Here is a 23087-nt window from a genome sequence, read left to right on the forward strand (position 1 = left end):
GATTGAATTCAGCGGTATAGAGTGCAGACAGCTATTGCAAGGCTGACGTTCGATTGTGCCCGACACAAACAAAAATGCCAGGCACGATGCCTGGCATTTTTGCAGTCGCGCGAGTCGATCAGAACGGCAGCTTCATGCCCGGCGGCAGTTGCATGCCCGCGGTCACGCCGGACATTTTGTCCTGGCTGTTGGCTTCGATCTTGCGCACGGCGTCGTTGACGGCCGCAGCGAACAAGGCTTCGAGCATTTCCAGGTCGTCTTCGCCAATGCCCGGCAATACGCTTGGGTCGATGCTCACACGCTTGATGTCGTGACGACCGGTCATCACCACGCTGACCATATCGCCACCGGCTTTACCGGTGACTTCGGCGTTGGCCAGTTCTTCCTGCATCTTGGCCATTTTTTCCTGCATCTGCTGCGCCTGCTTCATCAGGCCGGCCATGCCACCTTTCATCATGGGAATCACCTCAAAAGTACGTGGATCAATACGGCGCCGAGCCTCAAGGCACGGCGCCTGCAATTATCAGCCCGCTGCAGCCTGGGCTTCGACAGGTTCAATAGTATCGTGTCGCACCACCGCGCCAAACTGCTCCATCATCTGCTGGATCAGCGGATCGGCCTGGATCGACTCCTCGGCCTCGCGCTGGCGGTTGAGCCGGCGACGGGTGGCGGCCTGGGCCGGGGTTTCCTGCTCGGGCTTGATCAGCTCGATGGTCACCGTCAGGGTGCGTTCGTGGAACTGATTCAGGGCGTCGTTGAGGCGGCGCTGCTGGGTCGCGTTGAACAGGGCACTGTGGGCCGGGTCCAGGTGCAACAGCCAGTGATCGCCATCGACGGCAATCAGCGTGCAGTTGGCGGCGATGCTCCCGGTCATGCCGGAGATCGGCAATTTCGGGAACAGCTCCAGCCATTGCAGGGCGAGGCCGGTGGCCGGCATCGCGGCAGGTTCTGCCTCGGGCTCCGGCGCGGGCTCGGCGGTGTGTTCGCTGGCCAGGTCGTCCAGGTAGCTGTAGGCCGAATCCATGTCCGGCTCGATGTAATCTTCGTCCAGCGGCGGTTCGTCATCCAGGTCGATGCCGGGGGTAGCGGCGTCCACTTCGGCGATGGTCGGCTCGGGCACGGGGGCGGCGACCCATTCCGGCGCGTCCGGCACTACGCTGTCGGGGGTCGGCGTGGGCATGGGCGTGAGCTCGGGCTGCTCGCTGGTGGTTTCCAGCACGGCCTCGACTGCAGGCTCCTGCTCGGCCACGGCCTCTACCGGGTCGTTCCAGGGCAGATCGACCACAGGCGCGGGCTCAGGCTCGGCAACCGGCTCCGGCACCGCTACAGGCGCCACCGGCTCAACCGCGACCGGGGCGGCAGTGACTGCCACAGGTTCCGGCGCGATCACTGGCGCGACGACCGCCGCGCCAGCCACTGGTTTGGCGGAATCAACTGTGGCCTGGCTGATCCCTACTGGCTTTAGCGGCTGTCTCGGCGCATCGGCGGTGTCCGCCGGGCGGAACGCCAGCATGCGCAGCATGACCATTTCAAAGCCGCCACGCGGGTCCGGGGCCAAGGGCAGGTCTCGGCGCCCGATCAGGCCCATCTGGTAGTAGAACTGCACATCTTCGGCCGGCAACGCCTGGGCCAGGGCCAACACGCGGTCGCGGTCGCCGTGGCCGTTATCGACCCCTTCAGGCAGCGCCTGGGCGATAGCGACGCGGTGCAGCACGTTGAGAATTTCCGAGAGCACGCCATTCCAGTCCGGGCCTTGCTCCGACAAATGGCGCACGGCTTCGAGCAGCGCCTTGGCATCGCCTTCGATCAACGCATGCAGCACGTCAAACACTTGCCCGTGATCGAGGGTGCCGAGCATGGCGCGCACATCGGCGGCCATCACTTTGCCTTCACCGAAGGCAATGGCCTGGTCGGTCAGGCTCATGGCGTCGCGCATCGAACCATCGGCGGCGCGGCCCAGCAGCCACAGTGCGTCGTCTTCGAACGGCACGTTCTCCACACCCAGCACGTGGGTCAAATGCTCGACCACCCGCTCGGGGGTCATGTTCTTCAGGGAGAACTGCAGGCACCGCGACAAAATCGTTGCAGGAAGTTTCTGCGGGTCGGTGGTGGCCAGGATGAATTTAACGTAGGGCGGCGGCTCCTCCAGGGTCTTCAACAGGGCGTTGAAGGAGTGGCTGGAAAGCATGTGCACTTCGTCGATCAGGTAGACCTTGAAGCGGCCACGGCTGGGGGCGTACTGCACGTTGTCGAGCAGTTCGCGGGTGTCCTCGACCTTGGTGCGGCTCGCGGCGTCGATCTCGATCAGGTCGACAAAGCGCCCCTCGTCGATCTCCCGGCACACCGAGCAGGTGCCGCAAGGTGTGGAGGTGATGCCTGTCTCACAGTTCAGGCACTTGGCAATGATCCGCGCAATGGTGGTCTTGCCCACCCCGCGAGTGCCGGTGAACAGGTAGGCGTGGTGCAGCCGCTGGCTGTCCAAGGCATTGATCAGAGCCTTGAGCACATGGGTCTGGCCGACCATTTCGCGGAACGAGCGCGGACGCCATTTACGTGCAAGAACCTGATAACTCATCGAAAACCGTCGCAACTGGGAAGCGGAAGCCGGTAATGCTAGCGGAGCAGGGGCGAAATTGCATCCGGCACGCTCGCCTAATCTGACTAAGCTGGTAGTGACCTCCCCTCCCAAGGGCTGATCTCGGAGAGTTTATGCGCGTAGTCCTGGGCGCTTTATGGATGATCACCACACTGAGCCTGGCGGCACCCGCCCCGTTGCGCTTCGCCATTTCCGACAGCTGGGCCATGCCCCTGGTGCAGATCGAGGCCGGCCAGCCGACCCAGGGCATTTTGTATGACCTGATGTTGAGCCTGGCCACCCAGGTTGGCCATCCGGCGCAGTTCCAGGTACTGGCCCGAGCCCGCATCGCCCCAGCCATGGAGCATGGCGAGGTTGATGTGCGCTGCTACGTCGCACAGGCGTGGCTGGGTAACCTGTCCGGCGATTATGTCTGGAGCATCCCCTTGCTGGTGCAGCGTAATGTGCTGGTCAGCGCCCACGTCCCGCCGCTGTCGGTGAATGTGGCGAAGCTGGCTGCGCAGAATATCGGCACCGTGCTCAACTACAGCTACCCGACCCTCGAGCCGCTGTTCGCCAACGGCCAACTGCAGCGCGACGACGCCCGCAGCGAAGAGCAAGTGCTGCACAAGCTGGTGGCGGGACGCTTCAAGTATGCCGTCACCAACGAATGGGCCCTGGAGCGCTTCAATCAGCGGCTACCCGTGGGCCGCAGGCTGCACGTAGTGGCCGTGATCGATGAGCAGAGCCTGGGCTGCTACGTGCGTAACGACCCAGCCCTGCCCGTGCAGCAAATTTTGCGCACATTGCTGCGCATGAAGATGTCGGGGGAGATTGACGACATCATCAGGCTCTACACCGGCGACCGCGAGCGCCCGCCTCAATCGTCGCCCGCACCGTAGTTGAGCAGGTCAAACCCGGCGGCCCAGGCCGGCACCTCGTCAGCCGGCATGGGCTGGGCGAAGTAATAACCCTGGGCCACTTCGCAGCCCATGCGCAGCAGCAACTGGCCATGTTCAAGGGTTTCCAGGCCCTCGGCGATGACTTCGCGGCCAAATGCCCGGGCCAGGCCGATCACCGCCTGGGTCAAGGCCAGGTCGTCCTTGTCGTGCAGGATGTCACGCACAAACGACTTGTCGATCTTGATGGTCTGGGTCGGCAGGCGCTTGAGGTAGCTGAGGGAGGAATAGCCGGTGCCGAAATCATCCAGGGAAAACCGCACCCCCAGCGCCTGACACGCCGCCAGGTGCTCGGTGACCCGCTGGATATGGTCGATGGCCACCGATTCGGCAATTTCCAGATCAAGCATGTGTGGCGCGACATCGGGATGCTGGGCCAGCAGTTGCTGCAGGCGCTCGACAAAATCCGCACGCTGGAAATGCCGGGCCGCGATGTTCACGCTGACCGGCCAGCAGTGCCCAGCCTCCTGCCACTGGCGCATCTGCGCCAGCACCTGATCCATCACCCACTCGCCGACATCCACGATCAGGTCGGTCTGCTCGATCAACGACAGGAAATCCTTGGGCGCCACCAACCCGCGCATCGGATGCTGCCAGCGCAGCAACGCTTCAAACCCCACCACCTGGCCTTGGCGCAGGTTGATCTTGGGGTGGAAGTGCAGGCACAACTCCCCCGCCGCCAGGGCCTGGCGAATCTGCTGGACCGTCTGGTGGGTGGCCTTGACCTCCTGCTCCAGGGACACGTCAAATAGCTGGTAGCGGTTGCGGCCACTTTGCTTGGCCACATACATGGCCTGGTCGGCATGGCGCAGCAACGTATCGGCGTCCTCATCGTCCAGGGGGAACAAGGTCACACCGATACTGGCAAACACGTTGATCTGCGCGCCCTGGATCGAATACGGCTCGGAGATGGCCGTGAGGATCCGCCGCAGCGCGCCGTTAAGCTCATCGGCATCGCGCACGTAGCGCAGGATCAGTACAAACTCGTCACCGGCCAGCCTGGCGACCACATCTTCGCCACGAATGATCTCACGCAGGCGACGCGCAACCTCCACCAGCAACAAGTCGCCACTGGCATGCCCATAGCCGTCGTTGACGGCCTTGAAGCCATCCAGGTCGAGCATGCACACCGCCAGGGGGATTTGCTCGTTGCGGGAAAACTCCAGGGACTGCACGAGCAATTCGGAGAGGTAAGCGCGATTGGGCAGCCCGGTCAGCACATCGTGACCGACCCGCCATTGCAGGGTCTGCAGCAACTGACGCTTTTCGCTGACGTCAAAACGAATCGACACGTACTTCTGCACCTTCCCGGTACGCTGATCGACCAGCGGCACCATGGTGCTATCGACCCAATACAACGAGCCATCCTTGGCGCGGTTACAGATTTCCCCGCGCCAGACCCGGCCTTCGGTGATGGTGCGCCACATGCCCTGGAAAAACCCGGCAGGGTGCAATCCGGAGCTGAGGATCCGGTGGTTACGCCCCAGCAACTCGTCGCGGCTGTAGCCGGACATGCCGCAGAATTGGTCGTTGACGTAGGTGATGCGGCCGGTGAGGTCTGTCTCGGAGAAAATGGCGGCGGCATCCACGGCCCTGCGGTATTTCTCATCCATGAATGTGGCTCTAGGTGGCTAGCGGTTAAACCGCTCGACCAGGGCACGCAACCCGGAAGAGATGCTTTCAAGTTCCCGGCCCCGGGTGACTGCAGCGTTGGCGTTGCCCGCTGTCTTTTGTACCGTGGCCGCGACGTTATTGATCTGTTGTGAAACATCCTCTGCGACGTGGGATTGTTCCTGTGAGGCTGCAGCCATTTGCTGACTCATGCCGGTAATGCGTTCCACCGCCTGGCGAATGCCCAGCAGTGCCTGTTGCGCTTGCAGTACCTGCTGCACGCCTTGCTCGGCCTCTTGAATACCGGTGCTGGCAATGTCCACCGCCTGATCGGCCCCGGCGCGCAAACTCTGGATAATGCCCTGGATCTGCTCGGTCGACTGTCGGGTCTTGCCCGCCAGCGCCCGCACTTCATCGGCCACCACAGCAAAGCCACGACCTTGCTCGCCGGCCCGCGCCGCTTCGATAGCAGCATTCAGGGCCAGCAGGTTGGTCTGGTCGGCGATGGCCTGGATCATGCTCGCGGCCACACGGATTTCCTGGGTCTGGTCGGCCAGATGGCCCACCGCCTGGTTGATCTGGGTGACAGTGCTGGCCAGCAGTTGAATCGCCTCGCGTGTGGTGCCGACAACATGGCTGCCCTGCTCAGCCAGGTCATTGGCGGTGCGGGCTTCGCTGGCGGTCTGCTGGACATGGGTTGCCACTTCGGCGATGGACGCGGCCATTTCGGTCATGGCGGCGGCGGTCATATCGGTTTCCGCGCGTTGCTCCAGCAGCGCCGACTCGGTGGTGCCCGATAACATGCTGGAATGAGCAGCAGCCTCGGCCATCTGGGTGGCCAGGTCGCTCAGACGCGTGAGCGCGGTTTTCAAGCGCGCCTCTTCGCTGATCAGGATCATTTCCAGTTGCGCAGCCGGGCCCAGCGCATCGCTGTAGGTCATGGCGCTGATAGGGTCGGAAAAGGTATTGGGCGTGTGCTCGACAATCTGCTTGAGCTGCCGCCCCAGACGCAGGTGCGCCCAGGCGCCGAGGCCGAGAAACAGCAGCGCGACAGAGGCCTGCGCCCACCCGCCCGGCAACCATTGCATCGCCCCGCCAGCGAGCACTGCCGCCAGGGCGGGAACGGCCAGGGCATTGCCGACCTGGCCCAGGCGCTGCAACGGCGAAACCGCCGAACGCCCGGCACGCAAACGTGCGTAGAGCGCTTCGGCACGCCGCACCTGCTCGCGCGTCGGCTTGACCCGCACCGACTCATAACCTACCAGGCGACCGTCTTCGAGGATCGGCGTCACATAGGCGCTGACCCAATAGAAGTTGCCGTTTTTGCAGCGGTTCTTGACCACGCCCATCCAGCTCTGGCCGGCCTTGAGGTAGCGCCACATCAGCTCAAAGACCGCGGGCGGCATGTCCGGGTGGCGCACCAGATTGTGGGTACTGCCTATCAGTTCAGCCTGGGTGAAGCCGCTCATGGCGGCAAACTCGGCATTGCAGTAAGTAATGTGGCTATTGATGTCAGTTGCGGAAATGAGCCGTTGCTGCTCCCCGAAAGTCTGTTCAACTGTGGTGACCGGCAAATTGACGCGCACTTTAAAGCTCCATGGACAGCATTCGATCCACCTGCTCAGGATCGGATAGATCCTGCAGATGGAGGGGTATTTCCAGACGGGTAAACCGTCAATCGGCTGGCTGGCGCCATTGGGCGGCCAAACCAGGTTTTGCCCAGCACCTGACCTTCGGTTTAGCGAAGATCAACTAGGCTTTAATTCGAGCGTCTGGTGTGAAAGACGGGGGTTGCGTGGGCGCGCAAGAGCGAGCCTGGCGCTGCGGCCAAGCAACTGTTTTGCAACTACCTTTATGAAAGTGAGGAGAAAGCAATGATTTCCTGTTTCATAAAGGTGCCCTGTGAAACGACACCGCCAAATACTTGTCCTAAACGCCGATTCTACGAATTACATCACATTTTGCAAGAAAAGGTGATGGTGCGTGCCGTTGTCTAATGCCAATATTTATCGTTAAGTTCTTGATTCTAAATGGGAATTGAGCGATGCAAATTTCAAGTTTGGGTCCAGCCATCAGACGCTACCGAAAGGTAGCGGGGCTTACTCAGGCTGAACTAGGTGAGAAAACCGGTTTTGACCCTAAAACCATTAGCCGCTTCGAAACCGGCACCTATACACCCAGCGTTGACGCTCTGTTCTTGTTTGCGGAGGCCTTGGGAGTGAAGCTGAAAGTCTTTTTTGCCGATCTGGGCGATGAGGAAGAACAGCGCGCTTATCTGTTCGGTGTCATTCATAAAGCCACCCCGAAGGATCTGGGAAAGCTGATAGCGGCGGTAGACCAGGCCTTGTCCAAGCCTTAGAGCTCGTACGACATAAAAAAGAGCAGGCCACTGACGTCGCCTGTTCTTTGCTCTTTGCCTACTGACATGATCCGACCGGACAGCCCCTCTCCTGGCAGGCGCTGGGCCACGCCTTTTGCCAGCATACTCGCGCGGCCCAGGCAGATTCGGTATCCTCTCGCGAAGTTATTTCAAAATGTAAGGGACTACCATGAACTACCTCCGCCTGCTGGTGGCGGCAGCCGCCTTGAGCCTGCCTGCCGCACCGGTCTATGCCACCGCAGCCCCGGCGCCTGTCGAAGCCAGCGCGCCCGCCGAAACCGCCGAGCACTTCCTCGCCTCCCTCAAGCAGCAAACCGGCACCGTCACCCTGCCCGGCGGCATCGCTACGCTCAAGCTCAACGACGAGTTCTATTACCTGGACCCCAACGACACCGAACGTCTGCTCACCGACGGCTGGGGCAACCCGCCGGGCTTCAACACCCTGGGCATGATCGTGCCCAAGGCCGTCAGCCCACTGTCGGCACGCGGCTGGGGCGTGATTGTCAGCTACAAGGACGACGGGCATATTTCCGACGAAGATGCGGCAAAAATCGACTACACCGAACTGCTCAAACAAATGCAGGAAGACGATGCCGAGGACAATCAGGAACGCCAGAAGCAAGGCTATGCCGGCCTGCACCTGCTGGGCTGGGCCGAACCGCCGCACTACGATCAACCGTCCCACAAGATGTACTGGGCCCGGGAACTGAAAGCCGACGACGCCGAGCAGAACACCCTCAACTACAGCATCCGCGTGCTGGGCCGCGAGGGCGTGCTGGAACTCAACGCCGTCGCCGCCATGGCCGACCTGCCCACCATCAAGCAGGAACTGCCCAAGGTCCTGGCCTTCACCAACTTCACCGACGGCAACCTCTACACCGACTACAACCCAAGCACCGACAAGCTGGCCTCTTATGGCCTGGCCGCGCTGGTCGCTGGCGGGATTGCCGGCAAGGCCGGGCTGTTTGCCAAGATCGGCATCTTCCTGCTGGCCGCCAAGAAGTTTCTGGTGATTGGCGTGGTGGCATTGCTGGCAGGCGCACGCAAGTTCTTCAACCGCAACAAAGGCTGATCGCCACACACGAAAACGCCGCGAGCAATCGCGGCGTACAGACAGCCTGGCCCCGGACGCAATCAGGCCTGGGCAAGTAAAAAATTCTGATGAATTGGATAGCGGAATAACAAGAGGGTTGTTGCGAGGGGCGTTATGGAGGCAACCCCACCAGCCACACCCCGGCACACAATGTTCCCGCTGTGGCTGCTTCCTTCCGGATCTGACCAGGTTCACGGGTAATCGTTGCGGGGGGACCGATGGGGTCACCATAACGACGCTGGCCTCTCGGCAAGCGGGGCCATTGTACCGATCTCATCGGAAGTTACAACCGTTGGCGCAGGATTAAAAAGCCAAGAGGTTCAAGTACTTGCCATAGCCCTCAAGAACACCCTCGCACCTTTTGATCATTGGGCTTTCAATACCTCATCCGCACGGCCGCCCTCTTCCTGGATCACCAAGTGGATGAAGTGCAACTTGGCAATCACCGCCGGCGGTAGCACGAAGGGATAGAAATCCGGCTGCCCCATGCTGCGGGACAGTTCGTTGAGCATGCCGGCCAGCTCGATCCAGGCGTTGACGAACGACAGGAACGCCGCGCCGCCAGGGTGCTGCGGGTCATAGAGGGTGGTGAGGGGAAATGGCTGGTAGTCCAGGTCCATCTCCCGTGCGCTCATGCCAAACCCCAGAGCGGTGTCGACCGCGTCCATCATGTGCAGGTAATGGGCCCAGGTTTCTGCCCAGTCCTCCCAGGGGTGCATGGTGGCGTAAGCGCTGACGCAGGTTTGCTGCCAGTCCGGGCGCGGGCCGTTCTGGTAGTGCTGGTCGAGGGCGTCGGTATAACTGGCGCGTTCGTCGCCGAACAGGCTGCGAAACGGCTGCAACCAATGACTGCCGGCGATCAGGCGATCCCAATAGTAGTGGCCGACCTCATGGCGGAAATGACCGAGCAAGGTGCGGTACGGCTCGCGCATCTGCACGCGGATTTTCTCGCGGTGCTCGTCGTCGGCCTCCTTGATATCCAGGGTGATCAAGCCATTGGCATGGCCCGTGGTGGGGGCCTTGCCTGTCAGGTCGATACCCACGAAGTCAAAAGCCAGGCCATTGGTCTCGTCGACTGTTTTGGGGATCACCTGCAACCCCAGGCTGATCAATTGCGCCACCAGCCGGCGTTTGGCGGTTTCCACCTTGCGCCAGCGCTCGGGGTTCTCCGGAATCGACAGGTCGGGAATGGTGCGATTAAGGCTGCACGCCACACACAGCGGCGCGGTGCTGTAGGCCGGGATCAGCCAGTTGCAGGCCGCTGGGGTATCGAGGTTGGCGCAGCGGCGCCAGGCGCCGGCGTCGAGGTTGTCGTCCTGCAGCCAGGTATCGACCACCGGCCCCGGTTGCAGGGACGCCAGCCGGCTTTGCTCGGGCAGGTAACCCAACAGCGCCGAACAGGCCAGGCATTGGCTGTTGCGAAAAAACAGGGATTGCCCGCAACGGCACTGCCAGACCTTGCTGTTGCGCGAAGCCCCGCCCATGAATGGCGCGGCGATGCGCGAACTGAGCTGTTCGAAGAAGCGGTACATGGCGATCTCTCCAGGGGCGTGCCCAAGACTAGATCATTTACCGCGCAGGATCGTTCCCACGTTCTGCCTGGCAATGACGCCATGGGCCTCTGCGTCCGCTGTTGGGACGCGGAGCGTGCTGGGATGCATTCCCACGCAGAGCGTGGGAACGATCATCAGAGGGGAATGTTGTGGCTGGCCAGGAAGGCGACAAAAGCCTCTTCGTCCAGGACCTTCAGCCCCAGCTCGCTGGCCTTGGCCAGTTTCGAGCCGGCACCCGGCCCGGCGACCACACAATGGGTCTTCGCCGAGACCGAACCCGCCACCTTGGCCCCCAGGCTTTCGAGCTTTGCCTTGGCCACGTCGCGACTCATCAATTCCAGCGAGCCGGTCAGCACCCAGGTATGCCCCGCCTCGGGCAAGCCTTCAACCACCTTCTTCTCGCTCTGCCAGTGCATGCCGAAGTCCTTGAGCTGCTGCTCGATGGCCAGCGCACGATGGGCATTGTCCGGGTTATCGAAGAACTCACGCACGGCCTTGGCCTGCTTCTCCGGCAGCGCCTGGCGCATGTCCAGCCAATCGGCCTGGATAACACCCTCCAGGGAGCCAAACTTGTCCGCCAGTTTCTGCGCGGCTCCCGGCCCCACGGAAGGTACATGCAACTTGTCGAGCAGGCCGCCCAGGGTGGTACTGGCAGCGAACTCGGCACTCAGCTCACCCTGGTCCTGCAAGACCAGCGCGCACTCGTCCGGCGACAGCAGCGCGCCGATCACCTGCTGGTTGTGCCCGTCTTCAAAGAAGCTGTGGATCTCGTGCGCCACTTCCAGGCCCACATCCGGCAAGTACGTCAGCACTTCCGGCAACGCCCGCTGCACACGCTCCAGGGACGCCAGGGAACGCGCCAGGACCTTGGCGGTTTCCTCGCCCACATCGGGAATACCCAGGGCGTAGATGAACCGCGCCAGGGTTGGGGTCTTGCTGTTTTCGATGGCGGCGATCAGTTTTTTGCTGGAGACATCGGCGAAGCCTTCCAGGTCGATGATCTGTTCGTACTTGAGCTTGTACAGGTCCGCCGGCGAGCCGATGAGTTTCTCATCGACCAACTGCTCGATGGTCTTGTCGCCCAGGCCGTCGATATCCATGGCCCGGCGCGAGACAAAATGGATAATCGCCTGCTTGAGCTGCGCACCACAGGCCAGGCGCCCGACACAGCGATACACCGCGCCTTCGCTGACGGTTTCCTTGCCCTTGCTGCGCTTGACCAGTTGCGTGCGCTCCACATGGGAACCGCACACCGGGCAGCTTTCCGGGATCTGCACGGCGCGGGCATTTTCCGGGCGACGCTCGGTAACCACCGACACGACCTGTGGGATCACATCACCGGCACGGCGGATGATCACGGTGTCACCGATCATCAAGCCCAGGCGCGCCACTTCGTCCATGTTGTGCAATGTCGCATTGGATACGGTGACGCCAGCCACCTTGACCGGCTTCAAGCGCGCCACCGGCGTTACCGCGCCGGTGCGGCCGACCTGGAATTCAACGTCGAGCAATTCAGTCAGTTCTTCCATCGCCGGAAACTTATGGGCGATGGCCCAGCGCGGCTCGCGGGCGCGAAAGCCCAATTCGCGCTGGTAGGCGATGCTGTTGACCTTGAACACCACACCGTCGATTTCATAGGGCAGGCTGTTACGCCGCTCACCGATGTCGCGGTAGTACGCCAGGCAATCCTCAATCCCCTTGGCCAGCTTCAACTCGTGGCTGATGGGCATACCCCACTTCTGCAACTGCTGGAGGTTGCCGATATGGGTGTCGCTGATGTCCGTGGTCACGCCGTAGCAGCAGAACTCCAGGGGGCGACTGGCGGTGATCTTCGAGTCGAGTTGGCGCAGGCTGCCCGCCGCCGCGTTACGCGGGTTGGCGAAGGTCTTGCCGCCGACTTCCAGTTGCGTGGCGTTCAAACGCTCGAAACCGGCCTTGGACATGAACACTTCACCGCGCACTTCCAGCGTCGCCGGCCAGCCCGTGCCCTGCAGTTTCAGCGGGATATTGCGCACGGTGCGCACATTCACGCTGATGTCTTCGCCGGTGGTGCCGTCGCCACGGGTCGCGCCGCGTACCAACTCGCCATCCTGATACAGCAGGCTGACCGCCAGGCCATCGAGCTTGGGTTCGCAGCTGTACTCCACCGCCGCACCACCGCCAAACAGATCGCCCACCGGCAGGTCGAGGCCCTCGGTAACGCGGCGATCAAACTCCAGCATGGTGGTTTCATCAAAGGCGTTGCCCAGGCTGAGCATCGGGATCTCGTGACGCACCTGGGTAAAGGCCGACAGCGCCGCACTGCCAACCCGCTGCGTCGGTGAGTCGCGAGTCACCAGGTCCGGGTGCTCGGCTTCCAGCGCCTTGAGTTCGTGGAACAGCCGGTCGTATTCGGCGTCCGGAATGCTCGGTTCGTCGAGGACGTGGTAACGGTAGTTGTGCTGATCCAGTTCAGCGCGCAGCTCGAGAATGCGGGTGTGGGCGGCGGTCATGGGTGTTCTCTCATAAAGCAAAAGAGCAGCCGAAGCTGCTCAATATGTTAGTGCGCTTAATTCTACTGACAACGCTGAAGACCCGTCCTCAGCGTTTCTGTGTCAGGGCGCGACGCTCGAACTCGACGATGCGCTGACGGTAGTGTTCGATGGTCTGGGCGGTCAGCACGCTGCGCTGGTCGTCCTTGAGCTCGCCATTGAGTTCCTGGGACAGCTTGCGGGCTGCGGCCACCATGACGTCGAACGCCTGTTTCGGGTGACGCGGGCCTGGCAGGCCGAGGAAGAAGCTCACGGCAGGGGTGCTGAACAGGTCGATATCGTCCAGATCGAAGGTGCCCGGCTTGACCGCGTTGGCCATGGAGAACAGTACTTCACCGTTGCCGGCCATGCTTTCGTGACGGTGGAAAATATCCATCTCGCCGAAACGCAGGCCGCTTTCCAGGATGTTCTGCAACAGCGCCGGGCCCTTGAAACCGGCCGCGTCGCGGCAGATCACGCTGATCACCAGCACTTCTTCAGCTGCCGGTTGGTCCTTGGTGGACTCACGTGGCGCGCTCTTGGCCGGGCTTTCATCCGGGAAATCACCATCGCGACTGCTGAAGCTTGGGCCTTCGTCCACGTCGAGGTTCAGGTCGCCCTGATGCGGCTCGGCCACAGCAGCGCTGCCGCGCTTGCCACGTTTGGACGACGGTTCGCGGGCTTCACGCACCGGGGCGCTCATCGACGGCAGGTCGTGCTCGTCCAGCTGCGGCTCTTTATGGGTGTCCAGGACACGGGGCGGCCCCAGCAGCTCGGCAGCGCCGTCGTCGTCGGGCAAATTGGACAGGTTACGGTCCAGACGGAATTTCAGCTTGCCCTTGCCGCCGCGCATACGGCGCCAGCCATCAAAAAGAATACCGGCTATTACAATAATGCCGATGACGATCAGCCACTCGCGCAGACCGATTTCCATGTAATCCCTTGCCTCTATAAAAAATGCTGAAAAATAAGGGGTTTAGCACCGTGCAAACCGCTTTAAAACGTGGCGCCAACTCTATGTTCTGACTGACGTTTTGCCCACGCATACGAAAAATTGACATTAAACTAGCACGACCAAAGATAACTTTACACAGTTGGCGCAAAATGTGTCGGCTGACGCAGGAATTAAGCTACAAATCATAAGCTTCAAGCCGACACTCATGCCCCTTGAAGCTAGCAACTTGGCGCTAACTTTCCACCATTGCCATCGCCTCTTCCACATCCACCGCCACCAGTCGCGAACAGCCCGGTTCATGCATGGTCACCCCCATCAATTGATCCGCCATTTCCATGGCGATCTTGTTGTGGGTGATATAGATGAACTGCACCGTCTGGGACATCTCTTTAACCAGGCGGGCATAGCGTCCAACGTTAGCGTCATCCAGCGGCGCGTCAACTTCATCGAGCATGCAGAACGGCGCCGGGTTCAACTTGAAGATGGCAAACACCAGGGCCAATGCGGTCAGGGCCTTCTCGCCGCCGGACAACAAATGGATGGTGCTGTTCTTCTTGCCCGGAGGCCGCGCCATGATCGTTACCCCTGTATCGAGTAGATCTTCGCCCGTCAGTTCCAAGTAAGCGCTGCCACCGCCGAAAACTTTTGGGAATAAGGCCTGTAAACCGCCATTAATCTGATCAAAGGTATCTTTGAAACGGTTACGGGTTTCCTTGTCGATCTTGCGAATGACGTTTTCCAGGGTGTCCAGGGCTTCCACCAGATCGGCGTTCTGGGCATCCAGGTAACGTTTACGCTCGGACTGCTGCTGGTATTCGTCGATGGCGGCGAGGTTGATCGCACCGAGTCGCTGAATGCGCGCGGCAATGCGCTCAAGTTCTTCTTCGGCTTCTTTCTCGTTGGCCTCGGCGGTCAAGGTATTGAGTACGCCGTGCAGGTCGTAGCCATCTTCCAGCAACTGATCCTGCAAGGTTTTGCGGCGCACCGTCAGGGCCTGCCATTCCATGCGCTGCTGTTCGAGCTGGCTGCGGATCAATTGTGATTGTTGCTCGGCCTGGGTTCGGCGCTTTTCTGCGTCGCGCAGTTCGCGGTCGGCGTCTTCCAGGGCGATCTGCGCAGTCTTGAGTTCTACGTCGACGCTCATGCGTTTATCGAGCAACTCTTCGAGCTTCAAGCGCAGCTCTTCCAGGGGCGCCTCGCCCTCCTCCAGGTTGAGACTCAGTTGCTCGCGCTTTTCCGTCAGGCGCTCGGACTGCATCTCCAAGCGCTCCAGGGCCTGGCGCGTGGAATCGTGCTGAGCGCGCAACGAGCCCAGGCGCACCGCCAACTGGTGGGCGTGATCCTTGTGCTGGCGCGCTTCCTGGCGTACCCGATCGAGGCGTTCGCGCAGGCTGTCACGCTGGGCCAGCAGCAGTTCGCGCTGCTCGGTGTCGAGGGCCATGCTGTCGAGGGCGTCCTGCAACTGCAGGCGCGCTTCGCCGACTTGTTCATGTTCGAGGGCGCGCTGTTCGCCCATCTCGGCCACTTCTTCATCGAGACGGGTACGGCGCAGGGTCAACTGTTCGGCCTTGGCCTTGCTGGCCGAGAGCTGGGCTTTCAGTTCGCCCTGCTGGCGCGCTTCGTCCTGCAACAGGCGGCGCAAATGTTCGCGGCCGGTCTCTTGCTGGCGCTGGGTGGCGCGCAGGGTTTGCAGTTGGGTTTCCAGGGACTCAAGGGTCGCCTCGCGCTCTTCACGCTCGGCACTCAGGTTGACGATTTCCTGGCCACGGGCCAATACGCCGCTTTCGGCTTCACTGGCGCGGCGCACCCGCAAAAAGTGCCGGCCGACCCAGTAGCCGTCGCGGCTGATCAGGCTTTCGCCAGAGGCCAATTGGCCCCGCAACGCCAGGGCCTGCTCCAGGGAATCCACCGGTTTGACCTGGCCCAGCCAGGGCGACAGATCAATCGGCGCCTCGACTTTATCCAACAGGCTGCCCGGCACGCGGGTGCCATCGGCTGCCGGGCTGAGCAGACGCAAGTCGCCCTGGGTGAAACCGGCCAGGTCAAACCCGCCAAAGTCATCCACCAGCACCGCCTGCAGATCCGCGCCAAGCACGGTCTCCACGGCCAGTTCCCAACCGGCTTCGACCTTCAAGCCTTCGGCCAGGCGCGGACGCTCGGCCAGGTGCTGGTCACGCAGCCATTCTGCGGTGCCCGTGCCGGGATCCAGTGCCGCCTGCTGCAAGGCTTCAAGGGAGGCCAGGCGCCCGTTGAGGCGCTGCAAATCGCCCTGGGCCTGCTGCTGCGCCTGGGTCGCTTGCTGCAGTTCCTGGCGCAATTGCTCCAGGCGCTCCACTTGCTGTTCTTCGCTGGCTTCCAGCTCTTCGAGCGTCATTTCGCTTTCGGCCAGCTGCTCGCTCAGCGCCATGATCGCCGCGTCTTCCGGGGCAGCGGCCAGCAAGGCGCGCTCCTCCAGGACCCGGCGCTGGCGCTCGGCCAGGCGTTCCATGCTGGTTTCCAGTTGCTGGATGCGCGACTGCTGCACCTCAGCCTGGCGCCGCGGCTCGGCGGAGCGCAGGTTGAACGCATCCCACTGTTCCTGCCAACCGTGCATGGTGGTTTCGGATTCTTCCAGGGCGGCGGCGGCCTCTTCGGCGGCGGCGCTGGTGATTTCCTGCTCGGGGGTGAGCATGTCCAGCTCTTCGCCGAGGGTCAGCAGCAAGGTGCGGTCGTGGCCCAGGTGCGACTCGGTTTCCAGGCGCGCGCGCTCCGCTTCCTTCAGGTCATCCTGCAACTGGCGCAAACGCTGCTGGCCGTGCTGGATGCTCTGCTCGACCCGCGCAATATCGCCGCCCACCGAATAGAAGCGGCCCTGCACCAGGTTGAAGCGCTCGGACAAGTCATGGTGACCGTCACGCAGGCGTTCGATGCTGGCGTCGGCATTGCGCTGCTCGGCCACCAGGGCTTCGAAGCTGATTTCCTGGGTGCCGATAATCGCTTCGCGCTGGCCCACCTGGTCATTCAAGGCCTGCCAGCGCAGCGCCGAGAGTTGCGCCTTGAGCTGGCGTTCTTCGCCTTTGTATTCCTGGTATTTCTCGGCGGCCTGGGCCTGGCGGTGCAGGCGCTCCAGTTGGCGCTCCAGCTCTTCACGCAGGTCGGTCAGGCGCGCGAGGTTTTCGTGGGTGCGGCGGATGCGGTTTTCGGTCTCGCGGCGGCGCTCCTTGTACTTGGAGATGCCGGCCGCTTCCTCGATAAAGTTGCGCAGGTCCTCGGGCTTGGCTTCGATCAGCTTGGAGATCATGCCCTGCTCGATAATCGAGTAGCTGCGCGGGCCCAGGCCGGTGCCGAGGAAGATGTCGGTAATGTCGCGGCGCCGGCACTTGGTGCCGTTGAGGAAGTAACTGTTCTGGCTGTCGCGCGTCACTTTGCGGCGGATGGAGATTTCCGCGTAGGCGGCGTATTCACCCACCAGGGTACCGTCGGAGTTGTCGAACACCAGTTCGATGCTGGCCTGGCTGACCGGCTTGCGGCTGGTGGAGCCATTGAAGATGACGTCGGTCATCGACTCGCCACGCAGGTTTTTCGCCGAGCTCTCGCCCATCACCCAGCGCACGGCGTCGATGATGTTCGACTTGCCGCAGCCATTGGGCCCGACCACTGCCGCCATGTTACTGGGGAAGTTCACCGTGGTCGGGTCGACGAAGGATTTGAACCCCGCCAGTTTGATGCACTTGAGCCGCACGCTTAGGCGTCCGCCAGGGCTGCGATAACCAGTGAACAACTGCGCTGGCCGTAGGCCGAGAGCACTTGGCGGATCTGCGGCAGATCACGGGCCAGTACAGCGGCGAGCAGTTGCTCGAACAGCGCCAGGTACTCGCTCATCGACGCCTTGCGTTGATCCAGGGCCAGGTAATAGGCGCGGTTCATCGCCGGTTGCAGATTTTCGACGGTTTCCTGCAGGTATGGGTTATTGGCAAAGGGGTACGCGGCGCGCATGACATTGAAGCATTCTTCGACAAAAGCGCGGATGTCCTGGCGCTCGAAATTGCTCACCAGCCGTTGCTGGATCTGCACGAAGGGCGCCATGTCGGCCTGGGTCTGCCAGCCTTCGGCGACCGCATTGCCCAGCAGGATGTACAGCTCGCTCATCAGCGTGCACAGGCTCTGCACCTTGTGCGCGGTGAGCTCGGTGACGTGGGCGCCACGGCGCGGCAGGATGGCGATCAGGTGCCGTCGCTCGAGGATCAGCAAGGCTTCGCGCACGGAGCCACGGCTGACATTGAGCGCCAGCGTGACTTTCTGTTCCTGGATCCGCTCCCCAGGCTTGAGATCGCCGCGAATAATGCGTTCGGCGAGGTGGTGAGCGATTTGCTCGGCAAGACTATCCGGCGCCTTGAACGTCATGTTTTCCCTTCAAAATCTGCTATCGGTACAAGGGCGGCAGTGTAGCGCAATCACTGAGCCAGCAACGCCGAATTTGGCATGAAATAAGCAGACGATAAAGCCCAGGCGCCCCTGAAAACGGCGGTTACAGGGATCTGAACCATAATCAAAGGTGTTGCAATCGCATTTTCTTGACCTTCTGGTCAGAAAATCGTTGACCGAAAAGTCAGACATGACTAGATTCGGCGCAAAGCGGTTAACAACAATAATGAGTCTGCGAGGCCTTCCGTGATCCAGTTTTTAATCAACCAGGAGCTCCGTAGCGAGCATGACCTGGACCCGAACCTGACTGTGCTCAACTACCTGCGTGAGCACCTGGGCAAATCCGGAACCAAGGAAGGCTGCGCCAGCGGCGACTGTGGTGCCTGCACCGTGGTAGTCGGCGAGCTGCATACCGACGAGCAAGGAGCCGAGCAGATTCGCTATCGCAGCCTCAATTCGTGCCTGACGTTTGTCTCATCCCTGCACGGCAAACAACTGATCACCGTGGAAGACCTCAAGCACCAGGGCCAACTGCACAGCGTGCAACAGGCCATGGTCGAGTGCCATGGTTCCCAATGCGGTTTCTGCACCCCCGGTTTTGTAATGTCGCTGTTCGCCCTGCAAAAAAACAGCGACGCCCCCGACAACGCCAAGGCCCACGAAGCCCTGGCCGGCAACCTGTGCCGCTGCACCGGCTACCGGCCGATCCTGGCCGCTGCCGAGCAAGCCTGCTGCAACAAGCCCCAGGACCAGTTCGACAGCCGCGAGGCGCAGACCATCGCCCGCCTCAAGGCCATCGCGCCGACGCAAACCGGCGAACTGAACAGCGGCGACAAACGCTGCCTGGTGCCCCTGACCGTCGCCGACCTGGCCGACCTCTACGACGCCTACCCCCAAGCCCGGCTGCTGGCCGGCGGTACTGACCTGGCGCTGGAGGTCACCCAGTTCCACCGCGTGCTGCCGGTGATGATCTACGTCGGCAACATTGAAGCCATGAAGCGCATCGAGACCTTTGACGACCGCCTGGAAATCGGCGCCGCCACCGCCCTCTCCGACTGCTACAGCGCGCTGCACCACGAGTACCCGGACTTCGGCGACCTGCTGCACCGCTTCGCCTCCCTGCAAATCCGCAACCAGGGCACCCTCGGCGGCAATATCGGCAACGCCTCGCCCATCGGTGACTCGCCGCCGCTGCTGATCGCCCTCGGCGCGCAGATCGTGCTGTGCAAGGGCAACGTGCGCCGCACCCTGGCCCTGGAAGACTACTTTATCGACTACCGCGTCACTGCCCGTCAGGACAGTGAGTTCATCGAGAAGATCATCGTGCCCAAGGGCCACGCGCTGTTTCGCGCCTACAAGGTTTCCAAGCGCCTGGACGATGACATCTCGGCAGTCTGCGCGGCCTTCAATCTGAAGATCGACAATGGGGTGATCAGCGATGCCCGCGTCGCCTTCGGTGGTATGGCCGCCACCCCCAAACGCGCACAACACTGCGAGGCGCTGCTGATCGGCGCCACCTGGAACAGCGCCACCGTGGAGAAAGCCTGCGCGGCCCTGGCCGAGGATTTCACCCCGCTGTCGGACTTCCGTGCGAGCAAGGAATACCGCCTGCTCAGCGCCCAGAACCTGCTGCGCAAATACTTCATCGAACTGCAAACGCCGCACATCGAGACTCGGGTGACCGCTTATGTCTAACCATCACGCCGTGGTAAAAACCCAAGCCGAAATGGCCGCGCTGTTTGCCCAGGACCTGACGTCCGGGGTCGGGCGTAGCGTCAAGCATGACAGCGCCGCCAAGCATGTGTCGGGCGAAGCGCAGTACATTGATGATCGCCTGGAATTCCCCAACCAGTTGCACCTGTATGCGCGCATGTCCGACCGCGCCCACGCCCGGATCCTCAGTATCGACACCGCGCCCTGCTACGCCTTCGAGGGTGTGCGTATCGTTATCACCCACGAGGATGTGCCGGGCCTGAAAGACATCGGCCCGCTGATGCCCGGCGACCCGTTGCTGGCCATCGACACCGTGCAGTTCGTCGGCCAGGTAGTCCTGGCCGTCGCCGCCCGCGACCTGGAAACCGCACGCAAGGCGGCCATGGCCGCGGTGATCGAATACGAAGACCTGGAGCCGGTGCTGGATGTGGTCGAGGCCTTCCGCAATAAACATTTCGTGCTGGACAGCCACACCCACCAGCGCGGTGATTCGGCGAGCGCCCTGGCGAGCGCGAAAAACCGTATCCAGGGCACCCTGCATATCGGCGGCCAGGAACACTTCTACCTGGAGACCCAGATCTCCTCGGTGATGCCCACCGAAGACGGCGGCATGATCGTCTACTGCTCCACCCAGAACCCCACCGAAGTGCAGAAACTGGTGGCCGAAGTACTGGACGTGTCGATGAACAAAATCGTGGTGGATATGCGCCGCATGGGCGGTGGTTTTGGCGGCAAGGAAACCCAGGCCGCCAGCCCGGCATGCCTGTGTGCAGTGGTGGCGCGCCTGACCGGCCAGCCGACCAAGATGCGTCTGCCACGGGTCGAAGACATGCTGATGACCGGCAAGCGCCACCCGTTCTACATCGAATACGACGTGGGCTTCGACGACAACGGCCGCCTGCACGGGATCAATCTGGACCTGGCGGGTAACTGCGGCTGCTCGCCGGACCTGTCGAACTCGATTGTCGACCGGGCGATGTTCCACTCCGACAACGCGTATTACCTGGGCGATGCCACCGTCAACGGTCATCGCTGCAAGACCAACACCGCCTCCAACACCGCCTACCGTGGTTTCGGCGGCCCGCAAGGCATGGTCGCCATCGAGGAAGTGATGGACGCCATCGCCCGCCATCTGGCCCTGGACCCGCTGGCCGTGCGCAAGGCCAACTACTATGGCAAGACCGAGCGCAACGTCACCCACTACTACCAGACCGTCGAGCACAACATGCTCGAAGAAATGACCGCCGAGCTTGAGGCCAGCAGCCAGTACGCCGAACGCCGCGAAGCGATCCGCCTGTACAACGCCCACAGCCCGATCCTGAAAAAGGGCCTGGCGCTGACGCCGGTGAAGTTCGGTATTTCGTTTACCGCCAGCTTCCTCAACCAGGCCGGCGCCTTGATCCATATCTACACCGACGGCAGCATCCACTTGAACCATGGCGGCACCGAGATGGGCCAGGGCCTGAACATCAAGGTCGCGCAAGTGGTGGCCGAGATCTTTCAGGTGGAAATCGACCGGGTGCAGATCACCGCGACCAACACCGACAAGGTGCCCAACACCTCGCCGACCGCCGCCTCCAGCGGCGCCGACCTGAACGGCAAGGCCGCGCAGAACGCCGCCGAAACCATCAAGCAACGCCTGGTGGAGTTCGCTGCGCGCAAGTACGACGTCAGCGAGGCGGACGTGGAGTTCCACAACGGCCATGTGCGGGTGCGTGAGCTGATCCTGACGTTCGAGGAGCTGATCCAGCAGGCGTATTTCGCCCAGGTGTCGCTGTCGAGTACCGGCTTCTACAAGACCCCGAAAATTTTCTACGACCGCAGCCAGGCGCGGGGCCGGCCGTTCTACTACTTCGCCTTCGGCGCAGCCTGCTGCGAAGTGATCGTCGACACCCTGACCGGCGAGTACAAGATGCTGCGCACCGACATCCTCCACGACGTGGGCGCCTCGCTGAACCCGGCCATCGACATTGGTCAGGTCGAAGGCGGCTTTATCCAGGGCATGGGCTGGCTGACCATGGAAGAGCTGGTGTGGAACAACAAGGGCAAGCTGATGACCAATGGCCCGGCCAGCTACAAGATTCCGGCCGTGGCGGACATGCCCCTGGATTTGCGGGTCAAACTGGTAGAAAACCGCAAGAACCCGGAGGACACGGTGTTCCATTCCAAGGCCGTGGGCGAACCGCCATTTATGCTCGGGATTGCTTCGTGGTGCGCGATCAAGGATGCGGTGGCGAGCCTGGGTGACTATCGCCATCAACCAAAGATTGATGCGCCGGCGACCCCGGAGCGGGTGTTGTGGGGCTGTGAGCAAATGCGTCAATTGCAGGCGGCGACGGTGGTTGAGGCTGAGACCGAGATGGCTTCGCTCTAGACCGAGGTGCTGCCATCGCGGGCAAGCCCGCTCCCTCATTTGGAATGCATTCCCTTGTGGGAGCGGGCTTGCCCGCGATGACGGCCTGACTGACAACAGCAATGTTGAGGTAGACATGAACAACTGGATCAGCGCCCTCGCCGACCTGCAACACCAGGGTGAACCCTGCGTGCTGGTGACTATTATCGAAGAGCTCGGCTCCACGCCGCGCAATGCCGGTTCGAAGATGGTAGTCAGCGCCGCGCAAACCTTCGACACCATCGGCGGCGGCCACCTGGAATACAAGGCCATGCAGATCGCCCGCGACATGCTCGCCAGCGGTCAGCACAACACCCATCTGGAGCGCTTCAGCCTCGGTGCCAGCCTCGGCCAGTGCTGTGGCGGCGTCACCGTGCTGCTGTTCGAACCCATGGGCCAGGTGCAGGCGCAGATTGCCGTGTTCGGCGCCGGCCATGTCGGTCGCGCCCTGGTGCCGCTGCTGGCCAGCCTGCCGTGCCGGGTGCGCTGGATCGACTCGCGGGAACAGGAATTCCCGGAGCATATCCCCCAGGGCGTGCGTAAAATCGTCAGCGAAGAGCCGGTCGATGAAATTGCCGACCTGCCAGCGGGCAGTTACTGCATCGTCATGACCCATAATCACCAACTGGACCTGGAACTGACCGCCGCCCTGCTCAAGCGCAATGACTTTGCCTACTTCGGCCTGATCGGCTCGCAGACCAAACGCGTCAAGTTTGAACACCGCCTGCGTGAGCGCGGCTTCGAGGCTGCGCAGTTGCAACGCATGCGCTGCCCCATGGGCCTCACCGAGGTGAAGGGCAAATTGCCGGTGGAAATCGCCATCTCCATCGCCGGCGAGATCATCGCCACCTATAACGCCAACTTCGGCCAGCACACCGCGAGCGCCGAACCCATTGCCAAACTGCTGCCGGTATCTCGCCGCAGCCAAGCTATGAATTGAGA

15 protein-coding genes and 1 other RNA gene are annotated in these 23087 nt (G+C 62.0%); 6 read left to right on the top strand and 10 right to left on the bottom strand.

Annotated elements, in window-relative coordinates; translation table 11 throughout:
• Positions 1-118: 118 nt before the first annotated feature.
• Together HBR93_RS14115 and dnaX are read right to left on the bottom strand one after the other, a co-directional pair.
• The gene (locus HBR93_RS14115; RefSeq protein ID WP_057439500.1) at positions 119-457 is read right to left on the bottom strand and encodes a YbaB/EbfC family nucleoid-associated protein; all 339 of its coding nucleotides are present in this window, start codon (positions 455-457) and stop codon (positions 119-121) included.
• 66 nt (positions 458-523) lie between these two features.
• Positions 524-2575 carry a DNA polymerase III subunit gamma/tau gene (dnaX, locus tag HBR93_RS14120; protein ID WP_169960516.1) on the bottom strand — a complete coding sequence of 684 codons (2052 nt, stop codon included), beginning with the start codon at positions 2573-2575 and terminating at the stop codon, positions 524-526.
• Positions 2576-2709: 134 nt separating this feature from the next.
• Here dnaX and HBR93_RS14125 point away from each other — a divergent pair, with 134 nt between their 5' ends.
• On the top strand, positions 2710-3477 hold the full coding sequence (locus tag HBR93_RS14125; RefSeq protein WP_169960517.1) for a transporter substrate-binding domain-containing protein: 768 nt from the start codon (positions 2710-2712) through the stop codon (positions 3475-3477).
• Here the strand turns inward: HBR93_RS14125 and HBR93_RS14130 are convergent.
• Both HBR93_RS14130 and HBR93_RS14135 read right to left on the bottom strand, forming a co-directional pair.
• Positions 3456-5147 carry an EAL domain-containing protein gene (locus HBR93_RS14130; RefSeq protein WP_169960518.1) on the bottom strand — a complete coding sequence of 564 codons (1692 nt, stop codon included), beginning with the start codon at positions 5145-5147 and terminating at the stop codon, positions 3456-3458. The two genes, HBR93_RS14125 and HBR93_RS14130, sit on opposite strands and share 22 nt — an antisense overlap.
• An 18-nt stretch (positions 5148-5165) precedes the next feature.
• Positions 5166-6731 (bottom strand): PAS domain-containing methyl-accepting chemotaxis protein, encoded by a 1566-nt coding sequence (locus HBR93_RS14135; protein ID WP_169960519.1) that lies wholly within the window; start codon positions 6729-6731, stop codon positions 5166-5168.
• A 458-nt stretch (positions 6732-7189) separates the two neighbouring features.
• Between HBR93_RS14135 and HBR93_RS14140 the strand changes: the two genes are divergently transcribed.
• The gene (locus tag HBR93_RS14140; protein ID WP_029298195.1) at positions 7190-7504 is read left to right on the top strand and encodes a helix-turn-helix transcriptional regulator; all 315 of its coding nucleotides are present in this window, start codon (positions 7190-7192) and stop codon (positions 7502-7504) included.
• Positions 7505-7694: 190 nt separating this feature from the next.
• The gene (locus tag HBR93_RS14145; protein ID WP_169960520.1) at positions 7695-8597 is read left to right on the top strand and encodes a DUF2167 domain-containing protein; all 903 of its coding nucleotides are present in this window, start codon (positions 7695-7697) and stop codon (positions 8595-8597) included.
• Positions 8598-8742: 145 nt separating this feature from the next.
• Here the strand turns inward: HBR93_RS14145 and ffs are convergent.
• From ffs to HBR93_RS14175, 6 genes are all read right to left on the bottom strand, one after another.
• Positions 8743-8839, bottom strand: an RNA gene (gene ffs, locus HBR93_RS14150) — signal recognition particle sRNA small type.
• Between the two features lie 144 nt (positions 8840-8983).
• Complete coding sequence (locus tag HBR93_RS14155; protein ID WP_169960521.1) at positions 8984-10150, bottom strand: putative zinc-binding metallopeptidase; 1167 nt, start codon at positions 10148-10150, stop codon at positions 8984-8986.
• A 155-nt stretch (positions 10151-10305) separates the two neighbouring features.
• Positions 10306-12663: an NAD-dependent DNA ligase LigA gene (ligA, locus tag HBR93_RS14160; RefSeq protein ID WP_169960522.1), complete on the bottom strand. Its 2358-nt coding sequence runs from the start codon at positions 12661-12663 to the stop codon at positions 10306-10308.
• 88 nt (positions 12664-12751) lie between these two features.
• On the bottom strand, positions 12752-13615 hold the full coding sequence (zipA, locus tag HBR93_RS14165; RefSeq protein ID WP_057444921.1) for a cell division protein ZipA: 864 nt from the start codon (positions 13613-13615) through the stop codon (positions 12752-12754).
• 253 nt (positions 13616-13868) lie between these two features.
• A complete protein-coding gene (gene smc / locus HBR93_RS14170; RefSeq protein WP_169960523.1) occupies positions 13869-17357 on the bottom strand; it encodes a chromosome segregation protein SMC in 3489 nt (1162 codons plus the stop codon).
• Positions 17358-17359: 2 nt separating this feature from the next.
• Positions 17360-18019, bottom strand: coding sequence for a GntR family transcriptional regulator (locus HBR93_RS14175; protein WP_057439508.1), 660 nt, complete (start codon positions 18017-18019; stop codon positions 17360-17362).
• 267 nt (positions 18020-18286) lie between these two features.
• Here HBR93_RS14175 and xdhA point away from each other — a divergent pair, with 267 nt between their 5' ends.
• The 3 genes from xdhA to xdhC all read left to right on the top strand — a co-directional run bounded on the left by xdhA (position 18287) and on the right by xdhC (position 23085).
• Positions 18287-19735: a xanthine dehydrogenase small subunit gene (gene xdhA / locus HBR93_RS14180; protein ID WP_115128705.1), complete on the top strand. Its 1449-nt coding sequence runs from the start codon at positions 18287-18289 to the stop codon at positions 19733-19735.
• Entirely contained in the window at positions 19728-22127 is a 2400-nt protein-coding gene (gene xdhB, locus HBR93_RS14185) for a xanthine dehydrogenase molybdopterin binding subunit (RefSeq protein ID WP_169960524.1), read from the top strand. Before xdhA ends, xdhB begins: the two co-directional genes overlap by 8 nt.
• A gap of 115 nt (positions 22128-22242) precedes the next feature.
• Entirely contained in the window at positions 22243-23085 is an 843-nt protein-coding gene (xdhC, locus tag HBR93_RS14190) for a xanthine dehydrogenase accessory protein XdhC (protein WP_057439511.1), read from the top strand.
• The last annotated feature ends 2 nt before the right edge of the window (positions 23086-23087 follow it).

The sequence above is a fragment of the Pseudomonas sp. WS 5411 genome, assembly GCF_012985595.1.
In the GTDB taxonomy this organism is placed as follows: Bacteria; Pseudomonadota; Gammaproteobacteria; order Pseudomonadales; family Pseudomonadaceae; genus Aquipseudomonas; species Aquipseudomonas shahriarae.

What these genes read in the sequence shown, in the direction of transcription:
- HBR93_RS14140 (WP_029298195.1), top strand. Translation starts at nt 7,190, where the DNA reads ATGCAAATTTCAAGTTTGGGTCCAGCCATCAGACGCTACCGAAAGGTA.
- ligA (WP_169960522.1), bottom strand. Translation starts at nt 12,663, where the DNA reads ATGACCGCCGCCCACACCCGCATTCTCGAGCTGCGCGCTGAACTGGAT.
- HBR93_RS14130 (WP_169960518.1), bottom strand. Translation starts at nt 5,147, where the DNA reads ATGGATGAGAAATACCGCAGGGCCGTGGATGCCGCCGCCATTTTCTCC.
- zipA (WP_057444921.1), bottom strand. Translation starts at nt 13,615, where the DNA reads ATGGAAATCGGTCTGCGCGAGTGGCTGATCGTCATCGGCATTATTGTA.
- HBR93_RS14175 (WP_057439508.1), bottom strand. Translation starts at nt 18,019, where the DNA reads ATGACGTTCAAGGCGCCGGATAGTCTTGCCGAGCAAATCGCTCACCAC.
- HBR93_RS14155 (WP_169960521.1), bottom strand. Translation starts at nt 10,150, where the DNA reads ATGTACCGCTTCTTCGAACAGCTCAGTTCGCGCATCGCCGCGCCATTC.
- HBR93_RS14115 (WP_057439500.1), bottom strand. Translation starts at nt 457, where the DNA reads ATGATGAAAGGTGGCATGGCCGGCCTGATGAAGCAGGCGCAGCAGATG.
- HBR93_RS14125 (WP_169960517.1), top strand. Translation starts at nt 2,710, where the DNA reads ATGCGCGTAGTCCTGGGCGCTTTATGGATGATCACCACACTGAGCCTG.
- xdhB (WP_169960524.1), top strand. Translation starts at nt 19,728, where the DNA reads ATGTCTAACCATCACGCCGTGGTAAAAACCCAAGCCGAAATGGCCGCG.
- xdhC (WP_057439511.1), top strand. Translation starts at nt 22,243, where the DNA reads ATGAACAACTGGATCAGCGCCCTCGCCGACCTGCAACACCAGGGTGAA.
- dnaX (WP_169960516.1), bottom strand. Translation starts at nt 2,575, where the DNA reads ATGAGTTATCAGGTTCTTGCACGTAAATGGCGTCCGCGCTCGTTCCGC.
- HBR93_RS14145 (WP_169960520.1), top strand. Translation starts at nt 7,695, where the DNA reads ATGAACTACCTCCGCCTGCTGGTGGCGGCAGCCGCCTTGAGCCTGCCT.